We start from the raw sequence: 16,363 nt of genomic DNA on the forward strand, positions 1-16,363 counted from the left end.
TTGGGGTGACCGTTTTTCGACAGCCCCCCCAATTTTTGTAGGAGCGTCGCTGGCGGCACGATTCCATAGGGTGGTTATCGCGCCGCCAGCGACGCTCCTACGCGGCGTTATTGAGAACTGCGAGATTATTTAACCCGCTGCTTGCCCAGCTTCCTGGCCAGGGTCCGTCGATGCATGCCAAGCCGCCGGGCGGTTTCGGAGATATTAAAGCCGGTTTCCGCCAGGGTTTCGTGGATGCGTTCCCATTCCAGGGTTTTCAGGTCGGTTTCCCGGGCGGTCAGAGCCACGTCCACGTCGCCCTCGGCGCGCAGGAAGGCCGCTTCGATATCATCGGTGTTGGAGGGTTTGGCCAGGTAATGGCAGGCGCCCAGCTTCACCGCTTCCACCGCCGTGGCAATGCTGGCGTAGCCGGTGAGCACCACAATCAGCATGTCCTCGTTATGCTGGTTAAGCATCTGCACACAGGCCAGACCGGACGCCTCGCCCTTCAGTTTCAGATCCACCACCGCGTAGCCCGGATCATGGTCCTCCAGCAACACCTCCATCTCGTCCATTCCCGACGCATGGATCACGGTATAGCCGCGCCGTTCAAAGGAACGACTCAGGGTACGGGCAAAGGCCTCGTCGTCTTCCACTATCAGCAGCAACCGCTCGGTCTGTTGCTCCAACTCACTCACAACCTATTCCTCTTCCAGCGTGACGGCGGACAGGGGTAACGACAGCATCACCACGGCCCCACCCTGCACCAGATTCCGGCCGCGCAGATTCCCCCCCAGGGTACGCAGCACGTTCATGACCAGGAACAACCCCAGGCCGCTACCCGGTCGGCCCTTGCTGGACTGGTAGGGGCGCCCCAGGCTTTCCAGCATGGCCGCCGGGAAGCCGGGGCCCCGGTCGGTCACCGAAATCACCAGGTTATCGTCATGGCGATGTACATCCAGGCGCACCCATTTCGGCGATGCCTCCAAGGCGTTATCGAGCACGTTATGGATGCTCTGCTTCAGGGCCGAGTCGGAAACGATGCTCAGGTCCTGGCCAAAATCATTCAGGTAAATGAAATCCTTCACCGGGCGGGTTTCCCGCCATTCCGCCACCAGGTCATCCAGGAATTCCCGGGCGGTGGTTTCCTCCGACGACTCGCCCCGTGCCTCACCGGCAGACAGCAGGATGCCGCTGACGATGGACTTGCAACGCAGCACCTGGGTCTGCATCTCGCCGATTTCCTGGGCCATGTCCGGATCAGACTTGAACGGCTCCATGTGCCGCCAGTCGCCAAGAATCACCGACAGGGTGGCCAGCGGGGTGCCCAGTTCATGGGCGGCGCCGGAGGCCAGCAGCCCCATGCGCACGATGTGCTCCTCCTCCGCGGCCCGTTGACGAAGCTCCGCCAGGTGCTCGTCGCGCTGGCGACGGTTACGGGTGATGCGGTTGATAAAGATCACCAGCAGCACCCCGTTGAGCACAAAGCAGATGATCATCCCCTCGATATACAGGCTGAACAGACCCTTGGAATGATCCAGCGGTAACGGTAGCGGCTTGCCCGACCAGGCCAGCCAGGCAAAGCAAAAAGTAGTGGTGATCAGGATCACCCAGGTGGACCACACCTTGAGCAGCACGGCCCCGAGAATCACCTGTAACAGGTAGAGAAACACGAAGGGGTTGGTGGCCCCGCCACTGAGATAGAGCAGGATGGTCAGCGTCGCCACATCAATCAGCAGCGACAGGAACAACTCGGTATTGCCGATGCTTTTCGGCAATTTCAGGCGCAGCAGGCTCACCGCGTTCAGCAGCAACAAGCCAAACAGCACCACCAGCATCTGCCCCAGCGGCAGCGTGATACCGAAACCGTAGTGCACCAGCAGGATGGTGGCCAGCTGTCCGCCCATGGCGATCCAGCGCAACTGGATCAGCAGCTGCAAATTCTTGCGACCGGCCACATCCTCACTGGAACGGCGAATGGCCGCCAGGGGAGCCGTGCCGGCGGGGGCTGTCATAGTCAGTTTATCCATGGCCAGTCAGTTTACCGACTTCGGCGTGAAGGTGTGAGGCAGTTCGCCATGCAAGCATGGCTTCAACAAACAACGCTTTCAGCCCTTGCGCTGTTCGCGCACCACCAGCCAGGCCGCCAGCATCACGCCCAGCGCCAGGGCAAACCAGGTGATAGCATAGACCCGATGGTTATTGGGGAAGCGGATCACGGTAAGCCCACCGATGGGTCCGGGCTGCGCACTGGCCTCCGCATCAACAAAGTACGGCGCCACCGGCGCCAGCCCGTGCTGTTCGGCCATGGCCTGCACATCCCGGGAATACCAGCGGTTTTCGGTGGGCACATTGTCGCGCAGCACTCCGCCACCCGGTTGGTTGAGCCGCAGCAGGCCGGTCACCGAGACCTGGCCGCGTGGAGTGAAGTCCCCCCGGGCTGCCTGCTCGCGCAGGCGCTGGGGCACGAAGCCACGGTTGATGTAAACCCGGCTGCCATCCGCCCGCTGCAAGGGCACCATCACCCAGTAACCCTGCCCCTCTTCCGTGGCCGCCGCCACCAGGGAGAGACCGTCGACCCGGTATTCACCCGTTAACTGAACGCGCCGATATTCGTGGACATCCTTGCTCACGCTGGCCCAGTCGCCCGGAGCCGGGGCCGTCACCGGGGCGGCATGGACGCGGGCATCCACCCGGGCGATCAGATCCTCTTTCCAGGCCAGACGCTGCACCTGCCAGACGCCCAGGGCGACAAAGCCGGCAAAGGCCGCCACGCACAACAGCAGAAACAGGAAAGAAAGAAGACGCCGACGAGCCATGGCAATGCCTCTTCAAACGTGGGGGAAGGAAACTGCAGGAGCTTTACCTGCAAGCGAACCCGATCAGGAGGGCGTCACTTGCAGGCAAGATCCTGCAGGGAGATGGAGCCTGCTAGCTCATCATGCCCGGCATCATGTTGTTGTTCAGGCTGATCATCACCCACAGGGAACCGGCCAGGGTGATGAACACCAGCACCAGGGTGAAGATCAACGCCAGCATGTTCCAGCCCCCTTCCGAATGGAAGTTCATGTGCAGGAAGAACACCATGTGAACAAAGATCTGCACCACCATGAAGGACAGGATCACCAGTGCTGTGGTGGTGGAGCTTTCAAACACATTGCCCATTACCACCCAGAACGGAATCACGGTGAGGATCACCGCCAGCACAAAGCCGGTCACGTATTCCTTCAGGGTAACGTGGGGGCCTTCCGCCTCGTGATGATCGTGATCGTGTGTATGCTCACTCATGGCAGCACTCCCATCAGGTAAACGAAGGTAAAGACACCAACCCAGACCACATCCAGGAAGTGCCAGAACATGGACAGGCAGAACACCCGGCGTTTGTTGGCGGGGATCAGGCCGTGCTTCTTGAGCTGGAACAACAGGGTCACCAGCCACACGATACCGAACAGCACGTGCAGGCCGTGGGTGCCAACCAGCGCAAAGAAGGCGGTCAGGAAACCACTGGTCTGCGGCGTCGCACCGATGTGGATCAGGTGATAGAACTCATACAGTTCAACCGCCAGGAAGCCCGCACCCAGCAGGCCGGTAATACCCAGCCAGATCAGCGTGCCCTTCAGGCGGTTGGCCTGCATCTCCAGCATGGCAAAGCCATAGGTGATGGAGGACAGCAGCAGCATGGAGGTGTTGATTGCCACCAGCGTCAGGTCGAACACTTCCATCCCGGTGGGGCCACCGGCATAGCTGCGTGCCAGTACCCCGTAGGTGGCGAACAGCGCTGCGAAGATCAGGCAGTCGCTCATCAGGTAGAGCCAGAAACCCAGCAGGGTACCGTTCTGGGGGTGGTGATCCCCCTTCACCAGGAACTCCAGCTGGCCGTCCTGGGTTTTCCCGTCAGCGGTCATGGTTGCTTCAGACATTGGCAAGCACCTTGGTTCGTTCAGCTTCAATCCGCTCTACTTCCTCGGCAGGAATGTAGTAATCGCGGTCGTAATTGAAGGTGTGGTAGATGGCCGTGCCGATCAGTGCCACAAAGGTCACCGCCGCCGCCAGCCACATGTGCCAGATCAGGGCGAAGCCACAGGCAACGCTGATCGCCGACAGCACGACGCCCGCCCAGGTGCCCTTGGGCATGTGAATCGGGATGAAACCGGATTCCGGGCGCTTGAAGCCGTGCTGTTTCATCTGCCACCAGGCGTCAAGATCATGTACGCGCGGGGTAAACGCAAAGTTGTACGGCGGTGGCGGCGAGGAGGTGGACCACTCCAGGGTGCGGCCATCCCACGGATCGCCGGATTCGTCCTTGAGCGCTTCGCGACGCTTGAAGCTCACCACCAGCTGGATCACAAAGGCGGCGATACCTACGGCGATCAGGACCGCTCCGAAGGCGGCAATCTGGAACCAGATCTGCAGGGACTGATCCTCGAAGTGGCTGACACGACGGGTCACGCCCATCAGGCCGAGCACGTACAGCGGCATGAAGGCGAAGTAGAAACCGATCAACCAGAACCAGAAGGACATCTTGCCCCAGAACTCGTCCAGCTTGTAACCGGTGGCCTTGGGGAACCAGTAGGTGATACCCGCAAACAGACCGAACAGCACGCCACCGATGATCACGTTATGGAAGTGGGCGATCAGGAACAGGCTGTTGTGCAGCACGAAGTCCACCGGCGGTACCGCCAGCAGCACCCCGGTCATACCACCGATCACGAAGGTGACCATAAAGCCCACGGTCCACAGCATGGGCACATCAAACTTGATACGGCCACGGAACATGGTGAACAGCCAGTTGAAGATCTTCGCACCTGTCGGGATCGAGATAATCATGGTGGTGATCCCGAAGAACGAGTTCACACTGGCCCCGGAGCCCATGGTGAAAAAGTGGTGCAGCCATACCAGGTAGGACAGCACGGTGATCACCACGGTGGCGTAGACCATGGAGGTGTAGCCGAACAGCGGCTTGCGGCTGTAGGTGGCCACGATCTCGGAGAAGATACCGAACACCGGCAGGATCAGGATGTACACCTCCGGGTGACCCCAGATCCAGATCAGGTTCACGTACATCATGGCGTTGCCGCCCATGTCGTTGGTGAAGAAGGCGGTGCCCAGATAACGGTCCATGGTGAGCATGCCCAGTACCGCGGTCAGTACCGGGAAGGCAGCCACGATCAGCACGTTGGTGCACAGGGACGTCCAGGTGAATACCGGCATTTTCATCAGGCTCATGCCCGGGGCACGCATCTTGACGATGGTCACCAGCAGGTTGATCCCCGATAACAAGGTCCCCACCCCGGCGATCTGCAACGACCAGATGTAGTAATCCACCCCCACCCCGGGACTCTGCAATATCCCCGATAGTGGCGGATAGGCAAGCCAGCCGGTCTTGGCAAACTCGCCCACGAACAGAGACATCATCATCAGCGCGGCGCCACCGGCGGTCATCCAGAAGCTGAAGTTGTTCAGGAACGGGAAGGCCACATCACGGGTACCGATCTGCAACGGGATCAGGTAGTTCATGATCCCGGTCACCAGCGGCATGGCCACGAAGAAGATCATGATCACGCCATGGGCGGTGAAGATCTGGTCGTAGTGGTCCGGAGGCAGGTAGCCCATGTTGTCGCCAAAGGCCATGGCCTGCTGCAGGCGCATCATGATGGCATCGGCGAAGCCGCGCAGCAGCATCACCAGACCCAGGATGATGTACATGATGCCGATCTTCTTGTGGTCGATGGAGGTAAACCACTCGGTCCACAGGTAGCCCCACAGCTTGTAGCGGGTCAGTGCCGCCAGCATGGCCACACCCCCTAGCGCCACCACGGCAAAGGTAGCCAGAATGATCGGATCATGGAACGGAATCGCGTCCCAGGTCAGACGTCCGAATATGAGTTTGGTCAGGTCCAGGTTTTCAAACATGGGCGACACCTACTGCGACAGTATTCAGGGAAACAGGCTTATTCATGGTGGCCTCCATGCTGGGCATGGCCGGCGTGGGCATCGTGCCCCGTTTCGCTCGCCTCCTGCTTGCCATGGCCGCTGTGGTACATCATGTCTTCCATGCACACGGTGCCCGGGTCCACGCAGCGATTGAGAATGGCGTGGTAGAGGGTCGGATCGACGCTGCCATAGCGGGTCACCGGGTCCTTGATGCTGGGCACTTCCAGCTCCTTGTAGACCTCGCGGCTGAGGGTATTGCCGCTGGCCTTGTTCTTGTCCACCCAGGCCTGGAAATCTGCCTCGCTGAGCCCGTGGAACTGGAACTTCATATGCGAGTAGCCGGCACCACTGTAGTTGGCGGAGAAGCCCTGGTAGACGCCCGGCTCATTGATCACGCCGTGCAACTTGGTCTCCATGCCGGCCATGGCATAGATCTGCCCGGCCATGGCGGGAATGAAGAAGGAGTTCATCATGGTGGACGCGGTGATCTTGAAGCGGATCGGATGATCCACCGGCGCCGCCAGCTCATTCACCGTGGCGATACCCTGCTCCGGGTAGATGAACAGCCATTTCCAGTCCAACGCCACCACTTCCACGGTGAGCGGCTCCAGATCCGCCGGCACCGGGGTGCTGGCATCAATGCGATCCAGCGGCCGGTAGGGGTCCAGCTTGTGGGTATACACCCAGGTCATCGCCCCTAGGGCGATGATGATCAGCAACGGCACCGCCCAGATCACCAGTTCCAGCACGGTGGAATGGGTCCAGTCAGGCTTGTAGGTGGCCTCGGTATTGGATGCGCGATAACGCCAGGCGAACCACAGCGTCAGCACGATGACGGGAACGATGACCAGCAGCATCAGGATGGTGGACCAGACAAGCAGGTCCCGCTGTTGCACTGCCACATCACCAGAGGGGGACATCACGACTGCATCGCAACCCGACAGCAGGGCAGCGACAAGCAACGTCAGCGACACTCCACGCAAGTATTTGAATATTTGCATTGGCGGCTATTCTGGTTGGCTTATGGGATAGGGGAACTCTAGCCAAGGCAATGGGAAGCGGGTATTGGACATTTTGTCCCATAGCCTTAAAGTGCTAGGGGATGGCGTCACTCCCACCGTTGGAGCCATGCTTGCATGGCGAATTCAGCCGCTCCTTCGCCATGGCAAGCATGGCTCCAACGGGGAAATCGCCGCATCCATCACTGAACGGGCTCTTTGGCCCAGGCAGAACAAGAGCGCACAACATGTCCCAGCCCCAGCAGTCCCACGGTTCCAGCCATGCCCCGGTGGCGCCCAATGAAATCGCCGTCGGTGTGGTCATCGGCCGGACTTCCGAATACTTTGACTTCTTTGTCTACGGCATCGCCTCGGTACTGATCTTCCCGCAGGTGTTTTTCCCCTTCGCCGACCCGCTACAGGGCATGCTCTATTCCTTCTCCCTGTTTGCCCTGGCGTTTGTGGCCCGGCCCTTCGGTACCGCCCTGTTCATGACGATCCAGCGCCATTGGGGTCGCGGCATCAAACTCACCGCCGCCCTGTTCCTGCTGGGGACCGCCACCGCCGGCATCGCCTTCCTGCCCGGGTACGAGAAGCTGGGTGGCTACGCCATTACCCTGCTGGCCCTGTTCCGTATCATGCAGGGGGTGGCTTTCGGCGGCTCCTGGGATGGTCTGCCCTCGCTGCTGGCCCTGAACGCACCAAAGGAAAAGCGCAGCTGGTACGCCATGATCGGGCAGCTGGGCGCCCCGCTGGGCTTCGTCATTGCCAGCGCCCTGTTCCTGTTTCTCTATAACAGCCTGAGCGCCCCGGATTTCCTGGGCTGGGGCTGGCGTTACCCGTTCTTCGTGGCCTTCGCCATCAACGTGGTCGCCCTGTTCGCCCGCCTGCGTCTGGTGCTCACCGAGGAATACACCGAAGCCCTGGAAGAAAGCGAGCTGGAGCCCATCGGCACCACCGAGATGGTGCGCAAGCAGGGCTACAACATCTTTATCGGCTCCTTCGCCGCCCTGGCCAGCTATGCCCTGTTCCACCTGGTGACCATCTTCCCGCTGTCCTGGATCGCCCTGCAGGGCAGCCAGACCACCGGCCAGGTGCTGACCGTGCAGATCGTCGGCGGCATCGTCGGCATTATCGCCACCATCGGCTCCGGCTGGATCGCCGCGCGCATCGGCAAGCGCACCACCGTGGGCGCCTTGGCGGCGGTGATCGGCGTCTTCAGCCTGCTCACCCCGCTATTGATGGGGGGCAGCCCGGCCATGCAGGACACCTTCATCCTGCTCGGCTTTGCCCTGCTGGGGATTTCCTACGGCCAGGCCTCCGGCACCGTCACCGCCAACTTCGAGCGCCGCTTCCGCTACACCGGTGCCGCCCTGACCTCCGACTTCGCCTGGCTGTTCGGCGCCGCCTTCGCGCCGCTGGTAGCCCTGGGCCTGTCCGCCAAGTTCGGCCTGCTGTCGGTCACCGTCTACCTGCTCTCCGGCGTCATCTGCACCCTGCTGGCGTTGGCGGTGAACCAGACCTTGTCGGATCAAAGCGAGGACTAAGCTGCAAGCTACAAGCCTCAAGCTGCAACGCGGGTTAAGGCCCAAGCAGCCAGAAACCCACAGGCCGCGCCCAGACATTGGGTGCGGCCTCTTTATTTATGACAACCCCATCCGTAGGAGCGTCGCTGGCGGCGCGGTCAAAACAGTGGCGAGTTACGAGAAGCGAGGCTCGAAAGGCAAAACCTTGAACCATCCAGAAGCCAGGTCTTCGTAACTCGAAACTCGTCACTCGCTTTCTGGGTTAGTTATCGCGCCGCCAGCGACGCTCCTACGAAAAGGCCCTCAAAACAAAAAAGGCCGCACCCAGACTCTGGACGCGGCCTCTTTCCTATCAGACCCGGCAAACCCGGATCCGCGTTATAGCTTGCAGCTTGTAGCTCTTAACTCAAACTTCCCAACGCCTTCTTGGTAAACGGCGCAATCTCTTCCTCACGCCCTTCCTTCACCTTCAGCAGCCAGTTCGGGTCCTGCAGCAGCGCCCGGCCCACGGCAATCATGTCGAACTCGTCGTTATCCATGCGTCGGGTCAGCTCATCCAGCGCCGCCGGATTGGCGGTACCGCCCATGCCTTCCGGGCTGTTCAGGAAATCCCCATCCAGGCCCACGCTGCCCACGGAAATGGTGGGCTTGCCGGTGATTTTCTTGGTCCAGCCGGCCAGGTTCAGGTCGGAACCCTCGAACTCCGGCAGCCAAAAACGACGGGTAGACGCATGGAAGATATCCACCCCGGCGTCCACGAACGGCATCAGGAAGCGCTCCAGCTCTTCCGGGTTCTGGGCCAGCTTGGCGTCGTAATCCTGCTGCTTCCACTGCGAGAAGCGCAGCACAATGGCGAACTCCTCACCCACGGCTTCGCGCACCGCCTTGACGATCTCCACGCCGAACCGGGCGCGGTTCTCAATGGAGCCACCGTACTCGTCATCGCGCTGGTTGGTGCCTTCCCAGAAGAACTGGTCCAGCAGATAGCCGTGGGCACCATGAATCTCTACCCCGTCAAAGCCCACCGCTTTGGCGGCCTTGGCGGAATCCGCAAAGGCGCGCACCACGTCCTGGATATCCTCATGGGTCATGGCGTGGCCATTTTCCTTGCCCGGCTTGAACAGGCCGGACGGTGAATGCCCGGGCACATCCTTGTCAGGACCAATGCCGGGCTTGCGCACCGAGCCCACGTGCCAAAGCTGCGGGATGATCTGGCCACCGGCCTCGTGAACCGCATCCACCACCTTCTTCCAGCCCGCCATGGCGGCATCGCCATAAATGGCCGGCACCCGCTCATAGCCGTTGGCCGCCTTGTGGCCCACAAAGGTGCCTTCGGTGATGATCAGGCCCACCTCACCCTCGGCACGGCGGCGGTAGTACCCCACCACCTCGTCATTGGGCACATAGCCCGGCGAGAAGGTGCGGGTCATGGGGGCCATGGCCACCCGGTTACGCAGGTTCAGGGATTTGTGCGCAAAAGGGCGCAGCAGACTGTCCAGGGAACCACTCATTGTTACTCTCCCGAATTTTGTTTCACTCTGGCGCTCAAGCGAGCGCGATAAAAAACAACAGAATCAGCGAGGACACCAATCGGCGGCCCTCAATTTGGTTGCGTAATAAAACCTTATTTGGTTTCGTTATGCAACCTTTCTGGCGTACAATGCCACCCATGACACGCAAACGCTTCGATGAAATGGGCTGCTCGGTGGCCTGCGCCCTCAATGAGGTCGGTGACTGGTGGTCCCTGCTGGTGGTCAAGCAGGCCATGCTGGGCACCCGCCGCTTTGTGGATTTCCAGCACAACCTGGGCATCGCCAAGAACATCCTTTGCAACCGCCTGACCCGGCTGGTGGACAACGGGGTCATGGTGCGCGTGGACGTGGGCGAGCACGGCAAGCGCTACGAATACCGCCTCACCGACAAGGGCCGCGACCTGTTTACGGTAGTCACCGCCCTGCGCCAGTGGAGCGAACGCTGGAATGGCGAGAAAGACAGCATGCAGCTGGTGGACCGCCAGACCGGAGAGCCGCTGGCGCCGGTTACCGTCCAGAACCAGCAGGGTCAGACCCTCACCGTGCGGGATGTGCGGTTTGTGGATGAAGATGGGAAGCCGCTGGAGGAAGCGGGATGACCACCGGGTCCGCCCTGCACCAACGATGGCGCACCGCCGTCGCCCCGCTACTGCCTGACCCGGAGCCCACCTGGCAACAACTGGTCAACCACTACAGCGAGCCCCACCGCCACTACCACACCCTGGACCACGTCGCCGCCTGCCTGGGATGGCTGGACCATTACCGACACCTCGCCGCAGATCCGCTTAGCCTGGAACTGGCCTTGTGGGCCCATGATGTAATTTACGATCCCCGCGCCAGCGATAACGAAGTCCGCAGCGCAGACTGGTTTGCCCAACACTTTGCCGACAGCCACCTCACAGATCAGCAGCTCGCTCGCGTGCATGAACTGATCATGGCCACCGTCCATCCGCACCCTCCTACAGACCCGGACATGGCCCTGCTGCAGGATATCGACCTGAGTATTCTTGGGTCAGATGCGGAATTGTACGACCGGTATGAGGGGTGGATTCGGCAGGAGTACGACTTTGTGCCGGAAGCGGCGTTTCGGAAAGGGCGTAGTGCGGTGTTGCAGAGTTTTCTGGATCAGGCTGTGATTTATCACACGGTAGAGTTGAGGGAGCGGCTGGAAGTGCCAGCGCGGGACAATCTTAAGCGCGCGCTGACGGAACTGCCAGAGGGCTGATTGCAGCATGCGCAGGAAAACAGGATACCCAAACCTATCTCTTACCTATTCTTTCTTTTTTTTCTTCAAAGGCATCCGATATCGGCTTACCAATGAAGGCTATCGAAAAAACAACCCCAACCAAAAGGAGAACCACAATAGCCCAATCCAAATTCAAGCCAGAGGATTGCTTATAATTTCCAACAGCCTCAATCCCAAAACAAATCAACGAAATACACACAACCCCTCTTAAGAGAATGAGCACTATCTTCAAGTTCATTAATCACCTTTCGGAAGACATCTTTATTTAAGCAGCGCAGAGTCTAACCCCGCCTTTCTATTCGATGCATGAAGCAAGAGACATTCCAATTTATGCATTTCCTTTATTTTATCCGTCGCACGCGCCGGGTTTTATTATTTCAGCTGCTTCTCCAGCGCTGACCGGTCCAGAGAGACGTCCAGTTTCAGGTTAAAGGCGTCTGCAGCGTGGTACGCCTCCAGACGATCCTCTGGTGAGCTGGACGAGGCCTTGTGCGCCAGTTCTCGCTGGAAGGCTGCAAAGGTGTTAGCAAGAAACTGGTCTACTTGCGGCTTGGTTTCCGAGAGGATCCGTTCCTCGCGCCGGCCTCGCTCATTTACATTGACCAGCGCCTTGCACGCATCGCCGAAATACATGTCACGGCTCTCGCCGTTGTAGAGGTTTTCCTTGCAGGTAGCGCTTTCCTGATTGGAGATGACTGGCAACAGCAATCTCTGCGTCTCGCCATCAAATTCCAACAGCAGGTCCCCGTCCAGACGTGAGTAGCGCTTGTAGGTGTATTCCACCTGGGTCTCATAGCCAGTGAGTACAAATTCCTTGCCTCCCTCTACATAGCTCTGTTTTTCCAGCCGCTGGCGCTGCTCCACGGCATCCTTCAGGGCGCTACTGCCCTGGTAGCGGAACTGCCGATTGTTAATGGTCAGATAAGTACCGGAGGCACGCTGATCAATGGTATTGCGGTTCTCATAGTTGAACTTGGCCTGATCAACGAGGCGGTCGGAAGCCGCCTCCAAACCCGCCATAGCTTCATTCCACTGTGCCTCGCGCACCGCCTTGCGCCGGGCGGCTTCGCGCTGCTCTGCTTCCTTGCGGGCCTGCTTGCTACGGGAAGACTCGGCATACATGGGGTTGGTTTCGATAATGCGCGGATTAGCCTTATCAGTGAGCACATAGTCTTCTCTGGGCTGATAACGCAGTACACAGCGCCCGTCCTCGCGACTGGCTTTGAGGTTGTCCTTGTTGTTCCGCCAGAGCAAGCCGCGCAGCAAAATGTTGGTATCGGTGGTCCGATTTAACACGGGGGGAGCATCGCTGCGGTAGAACTGGTCGAAGCCGCATGTCCAATGGCGGGCAAAATCAGCTTTGTTCGCTTTCTTTAGGGCAGCCAGTTCCTTGTTAGCGCGGTTGAACATGGCCGCGGAGGCCTTGTCCGCATAGATGCTGGAGACATAATAATTGCCCTGTTCACGCTGCTCTTTGGCAAGCGCGGTGTAGTAGGCCACTTTCTCCATATCGGCTTCTTTCTTGCCATAAACGAAATACTGGGCACCATCCGGGCCACCGGGGATCATGTTGCGGTGCGCCTCTGCCAGTCGATTGGTGGGGTCAAAAGTGCCCTTTTTCGCCCTTGGCTCCGATGCGGGGTAGGTCTCAGGCTTACCCCCTTTCATGAGCACGGAGTAAAAGATGGGCACGGGCTCCTGCACCTGGTCAAATTCTGACAGGTAAAAACGTACGTCTGCGGGCAGGTCGGCGTTGTTATCCGTATCAATCTGTCGCTTGAACGTTCCCTTGACCTTGACGTTGATAAACCTCACCCCGGTATTGACCTGGTCAACTGTGATTATCGGATCTACCAGGGTCGCGTTGACGATGGTCAGGTCACCAAGGCCGGATACGTAAATCTCACCTTTGATCACTGTTTTGTCCGGCCCTGCACCGACGATGTAGCCCATGCGGCCATTGTTGTTCACCTTGATAGGCGGCAGTTCGATTTCGGTTTCTTCGATATAACTCACACCATTGCCACCAATGGTGCCGTAGATGGAGGTGCTGAGTGCGTGCCGCTCGCCTTTGTAGAAGTAATACATGGGCACCGGCCTGATGTTGGCCTTTGAGCCTTCTGAGGCGGGCTTCTTCGAGGTAGTCGCGCAGGCAACAAGGGTAAAGATCAGGGGCAGAATCAGCAGCAGTCTCATCTCTGGCACGTCCTTGCTTTGAGGTATGCACTGAGTCTAGCGAAAGATGGCGAGAGATGAGAACTATACCGTTATCACGTGAAGGCCGGTCTCCCGGCGAGAGCGAGCGCTACTTGACCTTTCAGACCGTCGATGGCTTATTCATTCTGGAGCAGTCGGCAACCTCGGCGTGAAGACGGTGATGGTGTGTCAGGGAACGGCAAATATTCACAACGATGGGGAGAATCACCTATGACGAGCAGGTTTTTTCAGGCCGCCAAATGGCTGGCTGGCGCAGTATGTCTGGCGGTTTCACTGCAGGCTGTGGCAGGCGACGCGCTTTATCTCGAGAAAGAAAAGTACATGAAGAAAATGGACGAGCTGAAGCTGGCCTCGTTCAACGTCAGCTTCATGACGGCTGAGGGCAAATCGGCATCTACGCAGTCCATTGATAATTTCATGGGCGCCAATTCCAAGCTGGTGGTGCGCACGGTGGGTCTAGAGAACGCTGAGCTGCAGAAAGTGGTGGACGCCGCCTATGAAGATTTTGTCAGCAAGGCGAAGGCTGCCGGTTTCACCGTTTCCTATTTTGATGCCTTGGCGCTGGCGCCGGAGTGGGTGTCGAAAGAGTTCAAATACCGGGATAACTATTCCAAGGACCTCTCTCATTACCAAGTCTACAGCTGGATGGACGACATCACCGTCGCCGCTACCGGGTTCCCGCTGCTGGCGCACAAGGACGGCGGCCTGGTGGGCTGGGCGGCCAAGGAGCAGGATGAGCGGCCAATCACCATCAACTATACCATCGCCCCCGGCTACCTGATGGCCAAGGCATCCAAACGGGAAGATGACTTCTTCAACAAGATCTACAACAAGACCAATGTCACCTTCTACCCGGGTGTGCAGGTGTTCTGGCGCTCCGGGGCCGAGATCTGGCTGAAGAAGAACAAGAAAGGTGAGATCAAGATCGAGGAGCACATCTACAAGGAGGTACCAGCCGGCAAGCTGACCCAGAATGTGAAGACGGACCTGCCGGGCCGCAAGGCAGCGGAGCTGACCCTGACGGTTGATCCCGACCTCTACTACCCGCACGCACTGGATATTCTTAAGCAGGCTAATACCAAGATCGTTGATGCCATGGCGGATGCCCGCTGATCCTATGCTCCTGGCTGAATTAAAGTGACAAACGGAGCCGCTTTTTGCGGCTCTTTTTTTTCGCTCTGCACCTATGCTGCAAATTTAACTTTCGAGCGCGTGAAAACGGCGAGAGAGGGATAATGCTGGAGGATGCTGTTACAAAGATTAATGCGACACCAACCGCCGAGCCTGCCAGTAACGCTGGCGCCAGTAAGGATTACTCAGCGAGGAAGTCATAACGCCCTGACTGTAGGAAGCATGCAGGAAATCACCATTGCCCATGTAGATGCCCACATGGCGGTTGCCGGGGCCGGTGCGGAAGAACACCAGGTCGCCCACCTGAATCTCGTCACGTTTGACCTTTTCGCCGCTTTGCAGCAGCTCGGTGGTGGTGCGCGGCACTTCCATGCCCAGGCGGGACAGGAAGGTGAGATAGACGAAGCCGGAGCAGTCCACGCCGCGAGGACTCAAGCCGCCGTAGCGGTAGGGGACGCCTTTCCAGTCTTCGTGCTGGGCTTCCAGGGACACGCGCAGGGGTGGCACTTCGGCCATGACGTCTGCCACCAGTGCATCCATTTCCTGCTGGGCCTGCAAATCCGGGGCGCTATTGCCTGAGCTGGCTTTCTGCTTGGCACGGATTGCCGCCGGAGCCTCGGTCATGGATTCCGGGGCAACGGGCGCCCTGCTGGCACAGCCGGCCAGCAGGATCATCAGACAGGTGAATAGCAGAGTCGCGTAGCGCATGGAGGGATAAGGCAGTGGCAGGGCCATTCGGTTCCCTCCTGAGCGGTGTAGGCCCTCAGGCCTGCGCCAGCTCCTCGCGCATTTGCTGGATGACGGCGGCGTAGTCGTCCTTGCCGAAGATGGCAGAGCCCGCCACGAAGGTGTCGGCGCCGGCGGCGGCCACGTCACGGATGTTCTTTTCAGAGACGCCGCCGTCCACTTCCAGGCGGATGTCGTAGCCGCTGGCATCGATCATCTGACGCACGGCACGGGTCTTGTCCAGGGTGGAAGGGATGAACTTCTGGCCACCGAAGCCCGGGTTCACGCTCATCAGCAGGATCATGTCCAGCTTGTCCATGACGTATTCAAGGCAGTCAGGACGGGTGGCCGGGTTGAGCACCAGGCCGGCTTTGCAGCCGTGGCTTTTGATCAGTTGCAGGGAACGGTCTACGTGCTGGCTGGCTTCCGGGTGGAAGGTGATGTAGCTGGCGCCGGCCTCGGCGAACATGCCGATCAGGTCGTCCACCGGGCTGACCATCAGGTGCACGTCGATGGGGGCGGTGATGCCGTGGTCGCGCAGGGCCTTGCAGACCATGGGGCCGATGGTCAGGTTGGGCACGTAGTGGTTGTCCATCACGTCGAAGTGGATCACGTCCGCCCCGGCGGCCAGCACGTTATCGCATTCTTCCCCGAGACGGGCAAAGTTGGCCGCGAGAATGGAGGGGGCGATCAGATAATCCTGCTTGGGCATGAAGATTCCTCAGTAAAGACAGTTGCGAGTAACGAGTTTCGGGTGGCGAAAAGCAAATTCAAAAGCGCCGGTTTGGCCTTTCGAAACGCGTTGCTCTCAACTCGAAACCCAGTGATCGCGCCGCCAGCGACGCTCCTACAAAACCATTTTCGGCGCTGGATCAGGGGCTCTTGAGTAACCGATCCAGTTCCTCCAGGCGTTCCGGGGTGCCGATGTCCCACCATTGACCCGGGTGGTGCTCACCGCTGACGGCATTGTCGGCCATGGCGGCGCGTAGCAGCGGCGCCAGTTTCGCTTCGCCATCGGGCAGGTCCCGGAACAGGGCCGGATCGAACCGCCCCATGCCCGCATAGGTCAGCCTG

At 59.4% G+C, this 16,363-nt stretch carries 17 protein-coding genes; 4 read left to right on the forward strand and 13 right to left on the reverse strand.

The window, feature by feature from the left end; all coding sequences use genetic code 11:
* Positions 1-125: 125 nt before the first annotated feature.
* The 7 genes from A3714_RS11595 to cyoA all read right to left on the reverse strand — a co-directional run bounded on the left by A3714_RS11595 (position 126) and on the right by cyoA (position 6,914).
* A complete protein-coding gene (locus tag A3714_RS11595) occupies positions 126-677 on the reverse strand; it encodes a response regulator transcription factor (protein WP_062815907.1) in 552 nt (183 codons plus the stop codon).
* Positions 678-680: 3 nt separating this feature from the next.
* Positions 681-2,009, reverse strand: coding sequence for an ATP-binding protein (locus tag A3714_RS11600; RefSeq protein ID WP_063508733.1), 1,329 nt, complete (start codon positions 2,007-2,009; stop codon positions 681-683).
* A gap of 78 nt (positions 2,010-2,087) precedes the next feature.
* Complete coding sequence (locus A3714_RS11605) at positions 2,088-2,798, reverse strand: SURF1 family protein (protein WP_063508732.1); 711 nt, start codon at positions 2,796-2,798, stop codon at positions 2,088-2,090.
* 112 nt (positions 2,799-2,910) lie between these two features.
* Positions 2,911-3,267, reverse strand: coding sequence for a cytochrome o ubiquinol oxidase subunit IV (gene cyoD / locus A3714_RS11610; protein ID WP_063508731.1), 357 nt, complete (start codon positions 3,265-3,267; stop codon positions 2,911-2,913).
* Positions 3,264-3,899 carry a cytochrome o ubiquinol oxidase subunit III gene (gene cyoC, locus A3714_RS11615; RefSeq protein ID WP_062815903.1) on the reverse strand — a complete coding sequence of 212 codons (636 nt, stop codon included), beginning with the start codon at positions 3,897-3,899 and terminating at the stop codon, positions 3,264-3,266. Before cyoC ends, cyoD begins: the two co-directional genes overlap by 4 nt.
* Positions 3,892-5,892 (reverse strand): cytochrome o ubiquinol oxidase subunit I, encoded by a 2,001-nt coding sequence (gene cyoB, locus A3714_RS11620; RefSeq protein WP_063525875.1) that lies wholly within the window; start codon positions 5,890-5,892, stop codon positions 3,892-3,894. The genes cyoC and cyoB overlap by 8 nt, the downstream gene beginning before the upstream one ends.
* 38 nt (positions 5,893-5,930) lie before the next feature.
* Positions 5,931-6,914 (reverse strand): ubiquinol oxidase subunit II, encoded by a 984-nt coding sequence (cyoA, locus tag A3714_RS11625; RefSeq protein WP_062815901.1) that lies wholly within the window; start codon positions 6,912-6,914, stop codon positions 5,931-5,933.
* A gap of 245 nt (positions 6,915-7,159) precedes the next feature.
* On the opposite strand from cyoA, the gene A3714_RS11630 reads away from it, so the two are divergent.
* Positions 7,160-8,458: an MFS transporter gene (locus A3714_RS11630; RefSeq protein WP_062815900.1), complete on the forward strand. Its 1,299-nt coding sequence runs from the start codon at positions 7,160-7,162 to the stop codon at positions 8,456-8,458.
* Between the two features lie 380 nt (positions 8,459-8,838).
* Here A3714_RS11630 and A3714_RS11635 read toward each other — a convergent pair whose 3' ends face one another.
* Entirely contained in the window at positions 8,839-9,948 is a 1,110-nt protein-coding gene (locus tag A3714_RS11635) for an NADH:flavin oxidoreductase (protein ID WP_063509972.1), read from the reverse strand.
* A gap of 158 nt (positions 9,949-10,106) precedes the next feature.
* Here A3714_RS11635 and A3714_RS11640 point away from each other — a divergent pair, with 158 nt between their 5' ends.
* Together A3714_RS11640 and A3714_RS11645 are read left to right on the forward strand one after the other, a co-directional pair.
* Complete coding sequence (locus tag A3714_RS11640) at positions 10,107-10,568, forward strand: helix-turn-helix domain-containing protein (RefSeq protein ID WP_062815898.1); 462 nt, start codon at positions 10,107-10,109, stop codon at positions 10,566-10,568.
* The gene (locus A3714_RS11645; protein ID WP_063509971.1) at positions 10,565-11,194 is read left to right on the forward strand and encodes a hypothetical protein; all 630 of its coding nucleotides are present in this window, start codon (positions 10,565-10,567) and stop codon (positions 11,192-11,194) included. The genes A3714_RS11640 and A3714_RS11645 overlap by 4 nt, the downstream gene beginning before the upstream one ends.
* A 34-nt stretch (positions 11,195-11,228) precedes the next feature.
* Here the strand turns inward: A3714_RS11645 and A3714_RS18090 are convergent, their stop codons facing one another.
* Both A3714_RS18090 and A3714_RS11655 read right to left on the reverse strand, forming a co-directional pair.
* A complete protein-coding gene (locus A3714_RS18090) occupies positions 11,229-11,453 on the reverse strand; it encodes a hypothetical protein (RefSeq protein ID WP_063509970.1) in 225 nt (74 codons plus the stop codon).
* Between the two features lie 134 nt (positions 11,454-11,587).
* Positions 11,588-13,411, reverse strand: a complete 1,824-nt coding sequence (locus A3714_RS11655; protein WP_063509969.1) for a hypothetical protein — start codon at positions 13,409-13,411, stop codon at positions 11,588-11,590.
* Between the two features lie 231 nt (positions 13,412-13,642).
* Between A3714_RS11655 and A3714_RS11660 the strand changes: the two genes are divergently transcribed.
* On the forward strand, positions 13,643-14,545 hold the full coding sequence (locus A3714_RS11660; RefSeq protein WP_063509968.1) for a hypothetical protein: 903 nt from the start codon (positions 13,643-13,645) through the stop codon (positions 14,543-14,545).
* A 147-nt stretch (positions 14,546-14,692) separates the two neighbouring features.
* Here A3714_RS11660 and A3714_RS11665 read toward each other — a convergent pair whose 3' ends face one another.
* The 3 genes from A3714_RS11665 to A3714_RS18095 form a co-directional block, all read right to left on the reverse strand.
* Positions 14,693-15,298, reverse strand: a complete 606-nt coding sequence (locus A3714_RS11665) for an NlpC/P60 family protein (RefSeq protein ID WP_231866197.1) — start codon at positions 15,296-15,298, stop codon at positions 14,693-14,695.
* A 28-nt stretch (positions 15,299-15,326) separates the two neighbouring features.
* Positions 15,327-16,001, reverse strand: a complete 675-nt coding sequence (gene rpe, locus A3714_RS11670; RefSeq protein ID WP_063509967.1) for a ribulose-phosphate 3-epimerase — start codon at positions 15,999-16,001, stop codon at positions 15,327-15,329.
* Between the two features lie 160 nt (positions 16,002-16,161).
* Positions 16,162-16,363, reverse strand: a 202-nt coding sequence (locus tag A3714_RS18095) for an NDP-sugar synthase (protein WP_369817836.1), incomplete at its 5' end; no start/stop codon positions are given.

Origin of the sequence: Alcanivorax sp. HI0007 (genome assembly GCF_001635525.1) — a bacterium.
In the GTDB taxonomy this organism is placed as follows: domain Bacteria; phylum Pseudomonadota; class Gammaproteobacteria; order Pseudomonadales; family Alcanivoracaceae; genus Alcanivorax.

Excerpts from the sequence above, each read along its gene's own strand:
- A3714_RS11600 (WP_063508733.1), bottom strand. The coding sequence starts at position 2,009 with ATGGATAAACTGACTATGACAGCCCCCGCCGGCACGGCTCCCCTGGCG.
- A3714_RS11605 (WP_063508732.1), bottom strand. The coding sequence starts at position 2,798 with ATGGCTCGTCGGCGTCTTCTTTCTTTCCTGTTTCTGCTGTTGTGCGTG.
- cyoD (WP_063508731.1), bottom strand. The coding sequence starts at position 3,267 with ATGAGTGAGCATACACACGATCACGATCATCACGAGGCGGAAGGCCCC.
- cyoC (WP_062815903.1), bottom strand. The coding sequence starts at position 3,899 with ATGTCTGAAGCAACCATGACCGCTGACGGGAAAACCCAGGACGGCCAG.
- cyoB (WP_063525875.1), bottom strand. The coding sequence starts at position 5,892 with ATGTTTGAAAACCTGGACCTGACCAAACTCATATTCGGACGTCTGACC.
- cyoA (WP_062815901.1), bottom strand. The coding sequence starts at position 6,914 with ATGCAAATATTCAAATACTTGCGTGGAGTGTCGCTGACGTTGCTTGTC.
- A3714_RS11630 (WP_062815900.1), top strand. The coding sequence starts at position 7,160 with ATGTCCCAGCCCCAGCAGTCCCACGGTTCCAGCCATGCCCCGGTGGCG.
- A3714_RS11635 (WP_063509972.1), bottom strand. The coding sequence starts at position 9,948 with ATGAGTGGTTCCCTGGACAGTCTGCTGCGCCCTTTTGCGCACAAATCC.
- A3714_RS11640 (WP_062815898.1), top strand. The coding sequence starts at position 10,107 with ATGACACGCAAACGCTTCGATGAAATGGGCTGCTCGGTGGCCTGCGCC.
- A3714_RS11645 (WP_063509971.1), top strand. The coding sequence starts at position 10,565 with ATGACCACCGGGTCCGCCCTGCACCAACGATGGCGCACCGCCGTCGCC.
- A3714_RS18090 (WP_063509970.1), bottom strand. The coding sequence starts at position 11,453 with ATGAACTTGAAGATAGTGCTCATTCTCTTAAGAGGGGTTGTGTGTATT.
- A3714_RS11655 (WP_063509969.1), bottom strand. The coding sequence starts at position 13,411 with ATGAGACTGCTGCTGATTCTGCCCCTGATCTTTACCCTTGTTGCCTGC.
- A3714_RS11660 (WP_063509968.1), top strand. The coding sequence starts at position 13,643 with ATGACGAGCAGGTTTTTTCAGGCCGCCAAATGGCTGGCTGGCGCAGTA.
- A3714_RS11665 (WP_231866197.1), bottom strand. The coding sequence starts at position 15,298 with ATGGCCCTGCCACTGCCTTATCCCTCCATGCGCTACGCGACTCTGCTA.
- rpe (WP_063509967.1), bottom strand. The coding sequence starts at position 16,001 with ATGCCCAAGCAGGATTATCTGATCGCCCCCTCCATTCTCGCGGCCAAC.